Origin of the sequence: Bifidobacterium sp., from assembly GCF_051876855.1 — a bacterium.
GTDB lineage: Bacteria > Actinomycetota > Actinomycetes > Actinomycetales > Bifidobacteriaceae > Bifidobacterium.
Map to the genome: position 1 here is coordinate 1 of NZ_JBJEIH010000022.1, position 16,218 is coordinate 16,218.

The 16,218-nt window shown below is 57.8% G+C and carries 14 protein-coding genes; 13 read left to right on the forward strand and 1 reads right to left on the reverse strand.

Annotated features, from left to right (window positions below; genetic code table 11):
• Positions 1-383: 383 nt before the first annotated feature.
• The 3 genes from ACI38B_RS01715 to ACI38B_RS01725 all read left to right on the forward strand — a co-directional run bounded on the left by ACI38B_RS01715 (position 384) and on the right by ACI38B_RS01725 (position 3,715).
• Positions 384-2,207, forward strand: coding sequence for an AMP-dependent synthetase/ligase (locus ACI38B_RS01715; protein WP_439729257.1), 1,824 nt, complete (start codon positions 384-386; stop codon positions 2,205-2,207).
• A gap of 132 nt (positions 2,208-2,339) precedes the next feature.
• Positions 2,340-3,395: an AzlC family ABC transporter permease gene (locus ACI38B_RS01720; RefSeq protein WP_439729258.1), complete on the forward strand. Its 1,056-nt coding sequence runs from the start codon at positions 2,340-2,342 to the stop codon at positions 3,393-3,395.
• Positions 3,392-3,715 carry a branched-chain amino acid transporter permease gene (locus tag ACI38B_RS01725; protein ID WP_439729259.1) on the forward strand — a complete coding sequence of 108 codons (324 nt, stop codon included), beginning with the start codon at positions 3,392-3,394 and terminating at the stop codon, positions 3,713-3,715. Before ACI38B_RS01720 ends, ACI38B_RS01725 begins: the two co-directional genes overlap by 4 nt.
• A 117-nt stretch (positions 3,716-3,832) precedes the next feature.
• Here ACI38B_RS01725 and ACI38B_RS01730 read toward each other — a convergent pair whose 3' ends face one another.
• Positions 3,833-4,375, reverse strand: coding sequence for a DUF308 domain-containing protein (locus tag ACI38B_RS01730; RefSeq protein WP_439729260.1), 543 nt, complete (start codon positions 4,373-4,375; stop codon positions 3,833-3,835).
• Positions 4,376-4,579: 204 nt separating this feature from the next.
• Here ACI38B_RS01730 and ACI38B_RS01735 point away from each other — a divergent pair, with 204 nt between their 5' ends.
• The 10 genes from ACI38B_RS01735 to ACI38B_RS01780 all read left to right on the forward strand — a co-directional run bounded on the left by ACI38B_RS01735 (position 4,580) and on the right by ACI38B_RS01780 (position 16,034).
• Positions 4,580-4,903, forward strand: a complete 324-nt coding sequence (locus ACI38B_RS01735; RefSeq protein WP_202962331.1) for a putative heavy metal-binding protein — start codon at positions 4,580-4,582, stop codon at positions 4,901-4,903.
• A 193-nt stretch (positions 4,904-5,096) separates the two neighbouring features.
• A complete protein-coding gene (locus ACI38B_RS01740; RefSeq protein WP_439729261.1) occupies positions 5,097-6,047 on the forward strand; it encodes an ABC transporter ATP-binding protein in 951 nt (316 codons plus the stop codon).
• A 180-nt stretch (positions 6,048-6,227) separates the two neighbouring features.
• Complete coding sequence (locus ACI38B_RS01745) at positions 6,228-7,349, forward strand: tRNA (adenine-N1)-methyltransferase (protein ID WP_439729262.1); 1,122 nt, start codon at positions 6,228-6,230, stop codon at positions 7,347-7,349.
• 28 nt (positions 7,350-7,377) lie between these two features.
• Positions 7,378-7,938, forward strand: a complete 561-nt coding sequence (locus ACI38B_RS01750; RefSeq protein WP_439729263.1) for a SixA phosphatase family protein — start codon at positions 7,378-7,380, stop codon at positions 7,936-7,938.
• A gap of 467 nt (positions 7,939-8,405) precedes the next feature.
• Positions 8,406-10,712 carry a 5-methyltetrahydropteroyltriglutamate--homocysteine S-methyltransferase gene (metE, locus tag ACI38B_RS01755; RefSeq protein ID WP_439729264.1) on the forward strand — a complete coding sequence of 769 codons (2,307 nt, stop codon included), beginning with the start codon at positions 8,406-8,408 and terminating at the stop codon, positions 10,710-10,712.
• A gap of 1 nt (position 10,713) precedes the next feature.
• The gene (gene metF, locus ACI38B_RS01760) at positions 10,714-11,583 is read left to right on the forward strand and encodes a methylenetetrahydrofolate reductase [NAD(P)H] (RefSeq protein ID WP_439729265.1); all 870 of its coding nucleotides are present in this window, start codon (positions 10,714-10,716) and stop codon (positions 11,581-11,583) included.
• Positions 11,584-12,176: 593 nt separating this feature from the next.
• The gene (locus ACI38B_RS01765; RefSeq protein ID WP_439729266.1) at positions 12,177-13,115 is read left to right on the forward strand and encodes an NAD(P)-dependent oxidoreductase; all 939 of its coding nucleotides are present in this window, start codon (positions 12,177-12,179) and stop codon (positions 13,113-13,115) included.
• Positions 13,115-14,038, forward strand: coding sequence for a LysR family transcriptional regulator (locus tag ACI38B_RS01770; protein ID WP_439729267.1), 924 nt, complete (start codon positions 13,115-13,117; stop codon positions 14,036-14,038). Before ACI38B_RS01765 ends, ACI38B_RS01770 begins: the two co-directional genes overlap by 1 nt.
• A 34-nt stretch (positions 14,039-14,072) precedes the next feature.
• Entirely contained in the window at positions 14,073-15,005 is a 933-nt protein-coding gene (locus ACI38B_RS01775; protein WP_439729268.1) for a DUF6282 family protein, read from the forward strand.
• A 438-nt stretch (positions 15,006-15,443) separates the two neighbouring features.
• A complete protein-coding gene (locus ACI38B_RS01780; RefSeq protein ID WP_439729269.1) occupies positions 15,444-16,034 on the forward strand; it encodes a hypothetical protein in 591 nt (196 codons plus the stop codon).
• Positions 16,035-16,218: the final 184 nt, after the last annotated feature.

The window sequence follows — 16,218 nt, forward strand, 5'->3', positions numbered from 1 at the left end:
CACAGACTTCGGCAACGGCAACACATCATGCTGCAATGCCCAGCGCACGCAAACCATATACACCGCATCTGCGTAGGCATACAACCCTCAGGAATTATCATTAGCAGCGTGGACTGAATACAGAACCATCCAAACCGGTCATGGAAAACAACCCGGCAGAGTAACCAGTGTCAGAGAACTCATACCTTCAACACGTGGGAAAGGGGTCTCTCAGAATGATTGCGAACTGCCGGATCCGTGCAGGCTGTGTTGACACGCAGAACAACACGCCACACTGAAATTGGCACCTTCTATTAGACTGTTTATGGATATGTCCATACATCATGGCCTCGTGATCATCATGTGATTGCAAGGCCTACGGGATTCGTCCCACAGGAGAATACATGACGAGCAAGATAATCAAGGAATACACCGAGCCACTCACCACACCGATCAATGCAGATCGCAGCATCTTCACCATCCTTGAGGATCGTGCCGAACGGACTCCGGAAGATACGCTGATTGAATATCATGGTGCTGACGGCAGCTGGCAGCACTTCACAGCCCTTGAATTTAAGGACAAAGTCGTGGCCTTGGCCAAAGGACTGATCGCGCGCGGCATTATGCCGGGCGATTCGGTCGGCATCATCGCCCATACATCATGGCAATGGACTGCACTTGATTTGGCCATCATGTCCATTGGCGCAGTCACCGTTCCGGTGTATGAGACCAACTCTCCTGCACAAGTCCGCATGATTTTCAACGATTCGCATGTGCGCATGGCTTTTGCCGAAGACGACAGCCAGCGTGACAAAATCGAGTCTGTCCGTCAGGAATGCCCTGAGCTGGGAGACGTCTATGTCATTGCGATTGATGCACTTGACGCCATTGAGACTTTCGGCAAAGGCGTGTCCGATCGAGAGTTCTATGAACGTGCGCACGCTGTCAAGGGTGACGATCTCGCGACCATCGTCTATACGTCCGGTTCTACCGGTACTCCGAAGGGTATCGAACTGAGCCACGGCAATTTCGTATTCATCGTGATGTCCGGCACGATCACCATGCCTGATGTCGTCACCAAGCCCGGTCGCCGTCTGTGGCTATTCCTTCCGCTAGCCCACGTCTTCGCGCGATACATGCAGTATGTGTGTTTCGCTGGGAATGTGACGCTCGGTCTGTCCAGCAATTTCAAGTCGATGCTCGCTGATTTCCACGCGTTCAAGCCGACCTTCGTCCTTGCTGTGCCGCGAGTGTTCGAGAAGATCTACAACGCCGCCTCACAGAAGGCCGGTAAAGGCACCAAAGGACGGATTTTCGCCCGTGCAACCAATGTCGCGCGTGCATGGTCCCGTGCCCAGCAGAGTGGCAACATTCCGATTTCCCTGCGGATTCAGCATGCCATCTACAACCAGCTCGTCTACAAGCAGATTATGGATGTCTTCGGCGGGCAATGCGAATACGCGGTGTGCGGCGGCGCTCCTTTGGACATGTCCATCGCGCACTTCTTCAACGGCGTCGGCCTGCCCTTGCTGGAAGGCTACGGCATGACTGAGACCTGCGCTCCTGCATGCGTCAATCCGACGGTCGGCTATCGAATCGGCACATTGGGCAAGCCGTTCCAGGGAGTGAGTTTCGCAGTCGCCGATGATGACGAGCTGTGCATCAAGAGCCCGGCCGTTTGCATCGGCTACCACAACCATCCTGAAATCACCAAGAGCCAGATTGTCGACGGATGGCTGCACACAGGCGATTTGGGAGATATCAGCGAAGACGGGTACATCAAAGTCACCGGGCGCAAGAAAGATATCATCATCACCGCAGGCGGCAAGAACATGTCTCCGGGCGAGGTCGAAGCCAGCGTCATGACATCCCCTGTTGTCGATCAGTGTGTGGTGATCGGTGACCGTAAGCCGTTCATCGCTGCACTGGTGACAATTGATTTGGCCGACGCCAACGCATGGCTTGAATCCCAAGGTGCAGAACCGTGCAAGGATCTTGACGAAGCCAGCCGCAATCCGATTATCTACTCGGAAGTTGAGCGCGCGGTCAACAAGGCGAACGAGCTGGTATCCAGGGCTGAATCCATCAGAAAGTTCGAAATCCTGCCGGACACCTTCACCGAGCAGAACGGCATGCTAACGGCGAGCCTCAAGGCGCGGCGCCAGGCGATTGTCGAGCATTACAAGGATCTGATCGATCATCAGATTTATGTGCCGCGTAAGAAATAACGCCAATCAGTAGCTCCAACGAGGCGAGGCCGTCTGACGGGTTACGACCGTCAGACGGCCTTCGACTTACTGTGGGGCGGAACTCCCTAGTGGCACAATATGCTCCGCTACCGAAACCGGGAAAGGAGGAATATGAGCGAGCATACAGCCGTTGATGCTGTCCGAGATGCACAAACACAAAGCGCCGATACCGCAGATGGATTAGTGCATTCCGCGATTTCCGGTTCCGCCGATGACGAACGGAAGGCCGTGGATTCAACCGGCGCTGAACATGGTGGAATCATGGATTGTGCTGTTGCCGACCGTGACGTTGTATCCGGTGATCCCAACGGTTATTCCGCCGGATCCGCTTCCGGACAAGTTACCGACAATGCCGTCGAACACGATATTGACGGCGATTCTGCGTCCGCTTCCGGATTCGCCTCTCGCACCTCAACCGGATCGAGGCGCGACCGCATCCTGACTGCCCTGCGGTGGGCATGGCCGAACACGCTGCCGGTCTTAACCGGATACCTGTTCCTGGGTATCACGTATGGGGTGTTGATGACCACTCACGGATTCCCGTTCTGGCTCCCGATTGTCACCGCCTTGGTGATTTACACCGGTTCGATGGAATTCCTCCTCGTAGGAATCCTGTCATCGTCGTTTAACCCCTTGTCTGCGCTCCTGACAGCTGTGGTGGTCGGGGCGCGCCACCTGTTCTACGGGATCGCCATGCTTGGCAAATACCGGAATATGGGTTGGAAAAAGCCGTATCTCATCTTTACGACGAGCGATGAGACGTTCTCGGTGAATTACTCCGCCCGCATTCCGTGCGACCGGCACGTGGACCGCGGATGGTTCTACTTCTGGGTTTCCTTCCTCGACCAGATGTACTGGGTCGTGGGATCAGCGGCAGGCGCTGTTTTTGGCAGTCTCATCACTGTGGATATCAGCGGTCTTGATTTCGTGATGACGGCGATGTTCATGGTGATTTTCCTGCAGCAATGGTTCCAGGATGGCACGTCGTTGCGCCACGTATTGACTGACCACATCTGCGAACTCATCGGGGTCGTGGGCTCGCTCGCCGCGTTGCTGGTGTTCGGTCCGGAACGCTTCATCATCCCCGCCATGGCCATCATCCTTGTGCTGCTGCTGGCTATACGGCGTCCGTTGGAACGCGGCACTGAACCTCAGGGGCGACCATGACTTGGCAACAGCAACTAATCACGATACTCGTGGTGATTCTGGGTACAGTGTCCACACGGTTCACCCCGTATCTCGTGTTTTCGGAAAACCGCCCGATACCGCCGGTCATCAAGTATCTGGGCAAAGTGTTGGCGCCTGCGGTGTTCGGGCTGCTCATCGTCTATTGCCTGAGGAATGTGAGCGTCACCAGCGGTTCACACGGTTTGCCGGAACTCGTTTCCCTGCTTGTCGTCACGGGTTTATACGCGTGGAGACGTGACATGCTGACGCCGATGGTCGGGGGAACGCTGTGCTATATGGTGCTCATCCACCTGTTGTAGTGCGGTATTGGCTGGGCGTGCGGAATAATGCATGCAGCATTGCGGTTCCGCACGGGCGCTTGCAGGCCAATCTTGCCGACGCGCGGGCGGAACCATCTCTCGCGGCTGCTGTCGAGCTTACTGATTGTTGCTGTCAGCCGTTGTCGTATCCACGACAGTACGACGCGGATTCCGTATGATATCGACCAGTCCCAGCACGCCGTTGATGAGCAACAACAGTCCGATGATCCGCCACAGCATGTCGTTCGCTCCGCCGGGATGAATCATAATAGCCAACCCCACGACGAGGGCGACAATATCAAGGATAACCGTGCCAAGCTGCTGAGAGGCACGGCCTTCTCGCAGGACAGGCACCAGATCCAATGCCGCGGACACCATGATGATGATGCCCAGCGCCACAAACACCAATGAGACGAACACACCAGGCGAAATCAGGAATACGACACCGACCACAGCACATACCGCGCACGAGAACAGCGTCAGCGTTGACTCGTTGCCGGTTGTATCGTCGCCCGATTTGTGAGCTTTCAGACCGGTATAGCCGAGAAATACCGCGCACAGGATCAGCGCAACTCCTGTGAGCTGCACCAACAGCAGGCTGGAATCCGGTTTGATGAGCAGCAACGCGCCGAGAATCATGTACAGTATCGGTCTAATCATTGGTGAATTCATATTTGGCCGGTCCTTTCAACCACTTCGTCGATGAACGTTTCAATCAGGTCATCCACCATGGTACTCGTCGGGACGTCTATGCAAGTCGTGTCAGCACACGATATCCGGTTATTTTTCTCGGCGTGTCGCCGGGATAGAATGGCCATACACCGACATTTCACGTGCAAGAGCCATGACCATGAGAAAGGCAAGCTGATGATCCTGACCACCACCCCCACCATCGAAGGCCACGCCATCGTCGAATACAAGCCCATTGTCTTTGGCGAAGTCGTCTCAGGCGTCAACGTCGTCAAAGACATGTTCGCCGGAGCCAGGAACTTCTTCGGAGGCCGTTCTCAGTCATACGAGGATGAACTCATGAAAGCGCGCGAGCAGGCGCTCAACGAGATGGCGCAGCGCGCCCAACAGTATGGCGCGAACGCCGTAGTCGGCGTTGACATCGACTACGAGACTTTAGGCGAAGGCTCGAACATGCTGATGGTCACCGCGAGCGGCACGGCGGTCGTGGTCTCTTGATACTGACAGCACCGCGCGGATCATTGCGTATCTTCGAATAGAAGATCCCGTCTTGCATCCGTCCTCGGCGTGGCGGAATACACTCACCGAGGGCGCCTTGGCAGCTGTATGGCGGACAACGCTGAGACGGTATGGGACGGTCAATTGCCGACCAAGTGCAAACACTCAACGTACGAACAAAGGATGGCTTGAAATGAGCAGGACTGAACCTACACCAACGGGAGCGACACCGGGGCACGGCAAGCGCGAATCGTCCGGACGCGATGCTGTGCGCGGATATGATCTCAATCCCACCGGGAGCGAGACCCCGGCGATCAAACTGTCCGGCGTCGAATTCCGCAGACGAGGCAGGGTGATTCTCACCGATGTGAACCTGACCATCGCTCGAGGGGAGAAATGGGTGTTGTTCGGCCCGAACGGCATCGGAAAATCCACGCTCGTCAACATGATGAGCACCAGAGGATTCCCCTCGGAGGGCACGGTTGACATCCTCGGCAACAGGCTTGGCAAAGTCGACGTGTTCTCCTACCGTCCCCTGATCGGATTGAGCTCCGCGTCGCTCGCCAGGGAACTGCCCCCGCAAGAGGACCCGTTGGACGCAGTCGTCACCGCACTCACTGCCACCTTGGGCCGTTGGCGTGATACGTATACTCCCGAGGAGTATCAACAAGCGCGGCGGCTGATGGCGAAATTCAATATCTCCTATCTCGAAGGCAAGCAAATGTATCGCCTGTCTGAGGGGGAACGCACACGTGTACTCATCTGCCGAGCGCTGATGGCTGATCCTCAACTGCTGATCCTCGACGAGCCGACAACTGGTCTTGATCTGGGCGGTCGTGAAATCGCGCTTCGAGCGCTCGCCAGAATCGGCAGGGAAGACAGGGATCGGACCGTGGTGCTCGTGACGCATCGGCTGGAAGAAATCCCCCAAGGGTTCGACCATGTCGCGATCATGGGCAGACTTGAAGGCTCCGAAGCGGACGCTTACGAAACCAACGTCGCCGGGGGAGACCCGCAACCGGGCACCATCGTCTACGCAGGCGATCTTGAGCGCGGATTCACCTCTGAACGGCTCAGCGGCATATTCGGCTTGCGGCTCAACGTCACCCATGAGCACAACAGGTGGGGTGCCTACGCCGTCTGATGCAGCATCGGATTCGCCATCCTGCCAGAGCTGGTTCGCGTGGAGACGGTGATTGGCGGCGATGATTGGAAACGATGACTCGCTCAAACGGGGAAGCGGGTTCGTCGACGGGACTTCGCCGACGGCGATAGCATAGACACAGAGTAACGAACAGCGCGTAGTACGCGGGGAAAGGACAGTATGCCGAACCGAGGAGTGTTGCAGGCCGGTGAGAAGGTGCAATTCACCGACCGGAAAGGCAAGCGGATCACCGACCAGCTGATTGCAGGCGGTACGACCCAAACCGAACACGGCTTGATCATGCATGACCAGATCATCGGACGGACCGAGGGGATTGTGGTCACGACTGTCAGAGCGAAACGTGAGGCACAGATCAACCAACAGCATCCCGAACGTGATGAAGGCAAACCATGGAAGTCCGCACGCGCGATCGGCGGGTGGGAGTACGCGGTGATGCGTCCGCGTCTGGCCGATTATGTGCTGTCCATGCCCAGAGGCGCGCAGATTATGTATCCGAAAGACATCGCGCAGGTCATCCAGTTGGGGGACATCAGGCGAAGCATGAAGGTTCTGGAGTCCGGCGCGGGGTCCGGAGCCATGAGTCTGAACCTGCTGGATGCCGTGGGGTGCGAAGGGTCACTGACCACCATCGAAATGAGGCCGGAATTCGCGAAGGTCGCCCTCGGGAACGCCACCGTGTATTTCGGTGAGCGTCCTGGATGGTGGGATTTGCGCATCGGGGATTTTGACAGTGTCGCACGCGAACTGCCGGAGCATGCCTTCGACAGAATCGTGCTCGACATGCTTGATCCGTGGAATCGTCTGGAACAGGCGTATCGTGTCATCGCCCCCGGCGGGGTGCTTGTCGCCTACGTCACCACGACCACGCAGTTGAGTCGTATGGCCGAATCCCTGCGGCAGACGGGGGTGTGGACCGAGCCGGACATCCAGGAAACGCTGGAACGCAGCTGGAAGGCACAAGGTTTGGCCGTTCGCCCGGATCATCAGATGATCGGGCATACCGGCTTCCTCATCATCACCCGCGCCATGGCCGAAGGATGCCACGCATTGCATAAGCGGGATCGCGCCACGAAGGACACGACCACCGACGTTGACGAGTTGAGTGCGCAGCAGCGTGCAGCGCAGCTCGAAGACTTGGAACTGCGCGATATCTCCGATAGAAAACTGCGCAAAGTCCTCCGCGACCTCGATGCGCAGGTCGCCAACATCTCCTCCAAACAATCAGGGCAGCAATCCGGTGCCGCCACATCCGCGGATGATGCTTCCTCGGAGTTGGAATAAGGACAAAGCAAGTCGAAAGAGGCAGGAAATGGCACAATCACTGAAGAACATCGCCAAGACAGCGGACCAATATCGGTACGTGCTGCTAGTGATGCGTCACGCGAAAACCGAACCGGCGAATCTGGCGGGGGACCGTGCCCGTGAGCTGACGGACAAAGGCCGCAAACAGGCGAAAAACGTGGCACGTGGAATCGAGTCGCTCGGACTGGTTCCTGACCGAATCGCGTGCTCTGGGGCGGTTCGCGCCCAGCAGACGCTGGACCGGATGCTCAAGGTGTTCGGCGACGGACCGCAGGTAGATTATCGGCAGAGCCTGTATGAGGGCGGAGTCCAGGCGGTGTTCGACGAAATCGCGCGCACGCCGGATAAATACCACAAACTCATGGTCGTCGGCCATGAACCCACGGTATCCATCGCATCCGAATGGATTGCATCGGAACGTTCGGAGCAGTCGGTACTTGACCGGCTTCAGCTGGGGTTGTCCCCGGCATCGGTGGTGGTATTCGGATCCAATCAACCGTTCTCAAGCTGGCAGGTGCATGCGGCGGATCTGCTTGCAGTGCTCAATCCTAAGGATTTCAGCGACTGAGGTGCCTGCTGCTAGGAATGAAGCAACGGCAAGTAATAGGTGCACCGGATAACGTGTGAGTGAGCATGAGGCGGCGTGGTCAGCTACGTTTGTGGTCATCTATGTTCGTGAGGATCGAGAATCATCTGCGTCGCATGGTGATAACTTGAACTTTGATATCAGACCAAGTTTTTCATCTGACGGTATTCGCAGCCTGATGCTGCCCAGTCGGTTGATGGCACCCTAGCGGGAAAGCCGTGCGACGAGATCACATACCAACCGCCTAGACCGACGACAATCCGCAGAAAACCGTGCTTAATACGAGGTATCCATCTGTTCGATGCCTAAGCCGACAGCGTCTGGAATCCCATGGATATAAGTCAGTCTTATAACGACACCCATAATCGGCTGATGACCTTGTCACGCGGATTTTTGATATGGTGAGCGCGTTGCAATAGATATCCGTTTCGATTTTGGAGGACAGCCATATGACAGCACTGACTTCTGTTTCCGGGTTCCCGCGCATCGGTAGCAACCGAGAGCTGAAGAAGGTCATCGAGGGGTATTGGAAAGGCGCCAAGACACTCGGAGACGTGCGTACCACCGCGAAGCAGCTGCGCGCCAACCATTGGAAGCTTCAGCAGGAAGCCGGCATCGACCTCATCCCTAGCAATGATTTCAGCTATTACGACCAGATGCTCGACACCGCGATTCTGCTGGGCGCCGTCCCGGCGCGCTACCAGCGCCTGGGCTTCGACCAGCCTGAGGACACGCTGTTCGCCATCGGCCGTGGCTACCAGGGCGACAAGGGTGACGTGACCGCGCTGCCGATGAAGAAATGGTTCACCACGAACTATCACTACATCGTGCCGGAAATCGAAAGCTCCACGCAGATCCACCTCGCCAGCACCAAGCCGTTCGACGAATTCAACGAGGCGAAGGCGCTGGGCATTATCACCAAGCCGGTACTCATCGGCCCATACACCTTCCTCAAGCTCGCCCGCAACCCGCAGGCCGAGGAACTCGAATTCGACCGCGGCCTGATCAACGACATCGCCTCCGTCTACGCGCAGGTGCTCGGCAAGTTCGCTGAGCTCGGCGCCCAGTGGGTGCAGTTCGACGAGCCGTACCTCGTGCTCGACAAGGAAGACGGAGATGTCGAACTGTTCAAGAGCCTGTATTCCAAGATCCTGCCCGCACGCGACGGCAAGGTCAAGCTGCTGCTCAACACGTACTTCGGCCACATCGCCGACATTTACGAAACCGTGAACCTGCTGGGCTTCGACGGCATCGGGCTCGACCTGATCGAAGGCAAGGACGAGAACCTCGCCGCCGTGGACAAGTACGGCGTCGCCGAAGGCACGACCATTTTCGCAGGCGTTGTCAACGGACGCAATATCTGGCGCAACAATTATGCCGTCAGCCTCGGCGTAATCGACGCGCTGCGTACCAAAACCGACGACATCGCCGTATCCACCGCATGCTCCCTGCTGCACGTGCCGTTCAGCACCGAAGGGGAAACCGGGCTCGAGCCGCAGGTGCTCAAGCATTTCGCATTCGCTGTGGAAAAGCTCGGCGAACTGCACGACATCGCGGTGCTCGCCGACCAAGACGATACCGCACGCCGCAACGCCCAGGCGCTCGCCGACAACCAGGCTCTGTTCGACGGCACCCGTGTCACCCCGGACCAGGCGGTCGCCAAGCGTCTCGCCGCGCTGAATGCAGATGACTTCGTTCGTCAGCCGGCCCGCGCGGAACGCCAGAAGCTGCAGCGTGAGGCGCTCGGCCTGCCGCTGCTGCCGACCACAACCATCGGCTCCTTCCCGCAAACCAAGGAAGTGCGCGCCGAACGTGCACGTCTGCGCAAGGGTGAAATCACCCGTGAACAGTACGACGAGTTCATCAAGCAGCAGATCGACGAATGCATCAAACATCAGGAGCAGATCGGCCTCGACGTGCTCGTCCACGGCGAATTCGAACGCAACGACATGGTCGAATACTTCGGCCAGCATCTCAACGGCTTCCTGTTCACCAAGAATGCATGGGTGCAGTCCTACGGCACCCGTTGCGTGAAGCCTCCAATCGTGTGGGGCGACGTCTCCCGCGCAGAACCGATCACCGTCGCATGGAGCGCCTACGCGCAGTCACGCACCAAGCACATCATGAAGGGCATGCTCACCGGCCCGGTCACCATCCTCAACTGGTCCTGGCCGCGTGAGGACGTCAGCCATGAACTGCAGACCCAGCAGCTGGCGCTCGCCATCCGCGACGAGGTGCTCGATCTGGAGAAGGCCGGCATCAAGGTCATCCAGATCGATGAGGCCGCCCTGCGCGAGAAGCTGCCGCTGCGCAAGAGCGACTGGCACAAGAAGTACCTGGATTGGGCGATTCCGGCGTTCCGTCTCGTGCACTCCGCCGTGAAGCCCACCACGCAGATCCACACGCATATGTGCTATTCGGAGTTCAACGACATCATCCGCGATATCGACGCGATGGACGCGGACGTCATCTCCTTCGAAGCCTCCCGTGGCGATCTGGTCGTGCTCGACGCGATTCATGACGCGAACTTCGAGACTGAGGCCGGTCCGGGCGTGTACGACATCCACTCGCCGCGTATCCCGAGCGAAGCCGAGATCGAGCATCGCATCGACGAGATCCTCGCCAAGATGGACGTCAACAAGGTGTGGATCAACCCCGACTGCGGCCTGAAGACCCGTGGCAACGCGGAAACTTGGCCGAGCCTGGAGCATCTGGTCGCCGCCGCCAAGGCGGTGCGCGCAAGACTGGGGAAGTGACATGCACCAGCCGATGTTCTCCATCGAGGTGTTCCCACCCAAGCGTAATGCGCCGGTGGGAACCATCTACGACACGCTCGACGGGTTGCAAGGACTCAACCCCGACTTCATTTCGGTGACCTACGGAACCGGCAAGTCGTCTGACCGGACGGCGACCGCGCGCATCGCGAACACCATCCGCAAGGAGTATGACATTCCCGCCGTCGCACATCTGACCGCGCAGTACACTACGCGGGAACAGGTCGACGAGGCGCTTGACATGTTCAGGCAGGCGGGGGTGTCCGCGGTGCTCGCGCTGCGAGGCGACCCGGTGCCTGATCGCGAACCTGCGGGCGCGTTCGAACATGCCAGTGATTTGGTCGCGTACATCCGAGAGCATGACCCGGATATGACGATTTTCGGGGCATGCTACCCGGAGTGTCACCCGCAGGCGAGCGACCTTGATGAGGACATACGCAATCTCAAAATCAAGGTTGATGCGGGCGCAAGCCACCTGATTTCCCAGTTGTTCTATGACAACGCGGACTTCTACCACTTCCTCGACAAGGCGCGTGCAGCAGGCATCGATGTACCGATCGAGGCGGGCATCATGCCGGTGACCAATGCCAAGCAGATCAGGCGCATGGTGCGCATGTGCTCGTCACGTGTGCCGCTGGCCCTGGAATCCTTGCTTGACAAGTGGGGCGACGACCCGAAGACACTCAAGCAGGCGGGTGTCATCTATGCGTCGAACCAGATTGCCGATCTTGTGGCCCACGGTGTTGACGGGGTGCATCTGTACTCGATGAACAAGCCGGCTGTCACACGGCAGATCTGGCACAATGTCGAGGACCTGTTCTCGCCCGGGCAAACGGGCACAGACTTCGCCTGAGTAATCTATTGCAACAAGCCGGCGGACGGGCGCACCATTGCGGTGCGGTTGTCCGCCGGCTTTTTATGTGGGGTGGGTCGCGGGGGCTGCAAGACCGAAGGATTGCCTTGGGCTTCATTGTTCGGATATTCGACGTGTCTCGCCCTGTTCGGATGTAGGGGATCGTCTCGATATCGAAAGACATACGATAGCATCTCAGGTCGGCGCGGGAGAATATCGCGTCGATCCGGTTTCGTCGGTGTTCTATCGATACCGGTTTCAGGGGCGATATTTCCGAATCGTGCAATTTCAACGTTCCTGTTGGAAAATCATCCGCAGGAAGGCAGAATCCCTTCGAATCCTCGTTCGTATGCATCACAAATCTGACATATACGAAATCGGCATGAAGTATGAGCGATTTTGGCATTGGACGTATGAGTGGTGCTGCGTTATGCTCATCACGTGATGCGGATGCATCCTTCGTTGACATGTCGCCGCCTTGCGTCATCGCCAGTGCGGAGAATGAGCCGTCCCGTCATGTGATGTGCCGATCGTGCGCAGCATCCCGGCTGCGCTGTCAACATACGGAGGGGAATGAAAGAGCAATCCAAGCGATGAACATCTATCTCAGCGAATATATTGCGCCGTCCGCCAGACGGAGGATCGAAGCAAAATACACCATCGTCGATACCTTCGACCATCCTGAACAGCTCGATGGCATCATCGTCAGGCGAGCCGAGGTGACCGGCGATATTCTGCGGCGCGCGAGTAAACTTCGGGTGGTTTCCATGCACGGCGTCGGGCTTGACCATATCGATGTGAAAACCGCCAAAGAGCTTAGCATCCCCGTGACAAACGTCCCCGGGCAGAGTGCGCAATCCGTGGCGGAGCTTGCGGTATCCATGATGCTTGCCTTATCGCGGAAACTCAAATACATCAACGGTTGCGTCGAAGCGGGGAAACTCACATCGTTCGGCGAAACCCAGACCATAGGACATGAAATCTGGGGCAAACGCATCGCCCTGGTCGGTTCGGGCCATATCGCCCAGCGTGTCGCAACCATCATGCGTCTTGCGTTCGGATGCATGATCCTGTGCTACAACCCCCACAAGTCGGCGAGGGAATTGGTAGACCTGGGAATGACGAAAATAGACACTTTGGACGATTTGTTCGCCGCAGCGGATGTCGTCAGCGTACATGTCCCGCTCAACCAAGAGACGGAAGGTATGATCGGGCAGCGAGCGCTCGCGCATGCCAAACCCGGCCTGCTGCTGGTGAACACCGCGCGCGGGGGAATCGTGGATGAGCAGGCCCTGTACCATGCGCTCTGTCAAGGCAGGATCGCCGGTGCGGCGTGCGATGTCTTCACTGACGGAATCCCCGATCCCAAGACCCCGCTGCTGCATCTGCCGAATTTCATCAGCACGCTGCATATCGGTGGAAGCACCGAGGAGGCGTTGGAACGGGTGGGTAACAAGGCGGTGGACAATCTGTTTGCGGGGTTGTCCGGGCGCTTGACGGACGCGGATTGCGTGTGGGGGAGGACGGAATAATGGATTCGCAGGATATGATCATGTTCCTCGCCATCGCGCAGCATGAGAATCTGACCCGTGCCGCGAAGGAACTGGGCGTCACCCAGCCGCATCTGACGCGACGGCTCAAACGGATGGAACAGCAGCTCGGCGTGCAATTGTTCACGCGCGAGAAGAAAAGGCTGCATATCACCAAAGAGGGGTCGTATCTGATGCGACAGTGCCGGCAGATGCTGCAATTCGAGGAGAAGACGGTCGCTCAACTGCATGAGATGAGCGAGGGGACTTCCGGCCGGATATACATCGGGGCGATCGAGACGGCGGGAACGGTGTATCTGCCCGAATGGATTGAGGGATTCAGCGGCGGTTCGCCGAATGTCAGTTATCATATCTGGACCGCGAATACGGAGGATGTCATCGAACGGTTACGCAGACATCTGATTGATATCGCGTTGATTCGTACGGCGGTTTCGTCGGATCGTCAGGATGCTCAGAGCCATGAGGGCCATCAGAGTCATCAGTACGGGTCGATTCGTATCGCCACGGAACGTTGGACCGCCGTCGTTTCCGCCGAGAACCCGTTGTGCGCCAAGGATGGGGATGTCACGTTGGAGGATCTGAGCCGTGAACGCCTGATTGTTCCGACAACCAGGTGCGCTGAAATCCGGCAGGGTTTCGAGAAAGCCGGTCTGCCGGTGGATATTTTCTGCGAGTTCTCCCCGCTGATGAACGCGCTGGTTTTGGTCGAGAAGAATCTGGGCGTCGCGATTCTTCCTGAGTCGGCGCTCGCCAATGGTACGGGACGTGGGCTTGTCGCGAAGCCACTGTGCGAGGAAACGCTGTCCGAAGTCCGTCTCATCTGGCGAAACGACGGGGGATTGTCGGCGGCGGAACGCAATTTCATCGCATACATCAAAGACAGGCAGGCCGGGTGCGAGAACTGAGAGTGATGGAGTTAAGGCTGCAAAGGTTGATGCTATGAAGGCTGATGCTACGGGGGTTGAGGCGATGAGAATCGATCTGATCAGGGATGCAATCGATATGCATGCCCACACCATGCCGGATGTCGCGTCAAGAAGCATGACGGATATCGCACTGGCTCAACGGGCGATGTGCGCGGGCATGGCGGGGTTCGTCAGCAAATGTCACCAAGGCGATTCCAGTGCGAGGGCCGCGGTGGCGAGCGAGGCGATTCGGTCGCTGCATCCGGGGACGGATTTCCGGGTGTTCGGCGGCATTGTGCTCAATCACCCTGTGGGCGGGCTCAATGCCGCGGCGGTGTATGCGTGCGGTCGCATGGGAGGAAGGATCGTCTGGTTTCCCACGGTGGATGCCGACAATGACGCGCGGTATGCGAACCGGCATGCCACGGGGCCGCGCCTGGGGGCGTCCAATCGGTTGCCGGTGCGGGAACCGGGAATCAGTGTCCTTGATGATGAGGGGAATCTCACCGCGCAAACCATGGCGGTGCTTGAATGCATCAAGGCGTTCGACATGGTGCTCGCCACCGGGCATTTGTCGCCTCATGAAAGTCTTGTCTTGATCCGGCAGGCCGCGCAGATGGGCATCCGGCGGATCCTGGTGACCCACGCATCGCTGCCGATTACGAAAGCATCTATTTCGATGCAACGGCGGTACGTGGACTGCGGGGCGATGGTGGAACACTGCTATTTCACGCCGTTGCACGGGTTGTGTCCTTGGCGGCAGATCGTGGAAAGTATACGGTACCTCGGCGCGGAGCATGTCATCCTGTCCAGCGATTTGGGACAGGCCGGGGCGGTGGGGCCTGTCGACGGGCTTGCAACGTTCTTGGAACGGCTCAACGCGATGGGGGTAAGCGAAGACGACTTGCACCGGATGGTTGCCGGGAATCCGAGGAAACTGTTGGTGTCGGGGTTGTCGATTGACTAGAGAGGGCTGCGCTCGTCAAGGCCCGTGGCAAGTTCTGTCGACCGTTGGCAATCATTATGTGCGGCGGCGACGTCGTATTCTGGCGCGAAGGCTGTCCGCGAACATGCTTGCAAGGCTTGCGCGGCGTGGTTGACTTCGGATTTGCGGATGCCATATGATAGTCATGACAAGTCTTTCAGTCATCCCCCAATCCGGCTTCCCGGTCGGTCGGGGCGGGCGGAATGGCTTGCACGAGGTCACTGCCGGATACCTTCGCCGGCCCGAAAGGGCCGATAACCCGTGAGGAAGGTGTAGCATCCCGCCTGTGTGAAACCGTTGAGACACGGAAGGCGAGCGCACGTCGTGCGAGAGTGCGGCGACCGGCCTACGCAGTGGGCACAGACCCGAGAACGGGGCGGGAATCAAATCCCGCCCCGTTCTTTTGCCTGAAAGATGCCGATGGTCAACTACAGCAAAGAGAAGAAGCGTCTCCTGACGCAGATACGCCGGGAGGTGTTCCCTCAGTATTTGCAGCTTGTTCATGCCGGCACGTTGACGCTTTCTGGTGATGATGGTTCCGTCGTCCGCATTGTGTTCACGAAAGGCAATTTTGCCCATCTCTGTGGCTTCGAGGTGTTTGCATCACAGGACAAGACCTGTCGTGACCGGCAGTCGCGGTTTTATGATTTCATGCAGAGCGGAAGGCCACTGCCTTTAGGAAGAATCGATTTCGCCCATCATCATGGCTCACGTGCCATCAGTTTGGAGAAGGGGCTAAGCAATAGCGGCAAGAAAATCCGCGTTGCCCCGGTTGCTTTCGACGCGTTGCTCTCCGGGCTCTCGGAGCAGCAAGCGTATATCGTTCAGTCCGCGAAAAGCTCTGTTGCTATTTTCGTGGGCGAAACAGGTTGGGCACTGGGACTGAAGCTTCAAGAAGGTACGTCGAACGACTACATTCCAGTGTCACTGCTTGAGGAAAATGTGCTGTCGTCTCTGGTACACCGCTCCGGGAGTGTCATTGTGCGAGTGACGAGTGCTGAGTGGCGTTGATTTCGCATTGGCGATGTCAGAGCATCGAGATTCCGGTGTTCCGGGAGACCGGATTATGTGCGTACGGAATATGGGGCTACTCCACAATGTTGCGGCGTTCACTTGAACTCGCCCGTCTGGAAAGTCTGCGGGGGGGTGTCCCTATGTAATTTGTCAAGTGTGTCTGGTGCCGGGGTGTGTCGTG

Bases quoted from the DNA above. Each gene is read 5' to 3' on its own strand.
- ACI38B_RS01715 (WP_439729257.1), top strand. From the start codon at position 384: ATGACGAGCAAGATAATCAAGGAATACACCGAGCCACTCACCACACCG.
- ACI38B_RS01720 (WP_439729258.1), top strand. From the start codon at position 2,340: ATGAGCGAGCATACAGCCGTTGATGCTGTCCGAGATGCACAAACACAA.
- ACI38B_RS01725 (WP_439729259.1), top strand. From the start codon at position 3,392: ATGACTTGGCAACAGCAACTAATCACGATACTCGTGGTGATTCTGGGT.
- ACI38B_RS01730 (WP_439729260.1), bottom strand. From the start codon at position 4,375: ATGATTAGACCGATACTGTACATGATTCTCGGCGCGTTGCTGCTCATC.
- ACI38B_RS01740 (WP_439729261.1), top strand. From the start codon at position 5,097: ATGAGCAGGACTGAACCTACACCAACGGGAGCGACACCGGGGCACGGC.
- ACI38B_RS01745 (WP_439729262.1), top strand. From the start codon at position 6,228: ATGCCGAACCGAGGAGTGTTGCAGGCCGGTGAGAAGGTGCAATTCACC.
- ACI38B_RS01750 (WP_439729263.1), top strand. From the start codon at position 7,378: ATGGCACAATCACTGAAGAACATCGCCAAGACAGCGGACCAATATCGG.
- metE (WP_439729264.1), top strand. From the start codon at position 8,406: ATGACAGCACTGACTTCTGTTTCCGGGTTCCCGCGCATCGGTAGCAAC.
- metF (WP_439729265.1), top strand. From the start codon at position 10,714: ATGCACCAGCCGATGTTCTCCATCGAGGTGTTCCCACCCAAGCGTAAT.
- ACI38B_RS01765 (WP_439729266.1), top strand. From the start codon at position 12,177: ATGAACATCTATCTCAGCGAATATATTGCGCCGTCCGCCAGACGGAGG.
- ACI38B_RS01770 (WP_439729267.1), top strand. From the start codon at position 13,115: ATGGATTCGCAGGATATGATCATGTTCCTCGCCATCGCGCAGCATGAG.
- ACI38B_RS01775 (WP_439729268.1), top strand. From the start codon at position 14,073: ATGAAGGCTGATGCTACGGGGGTTGAGGCGATGAGAATCGATCTGATC.
- ACI38B_RS01780 (WP_439729269.1), top strand. From the start codon at position 15,444: ATGGTCAACTACAGCAAAGAGAAGAAGCGTCTCCTGACGCAGATACGC.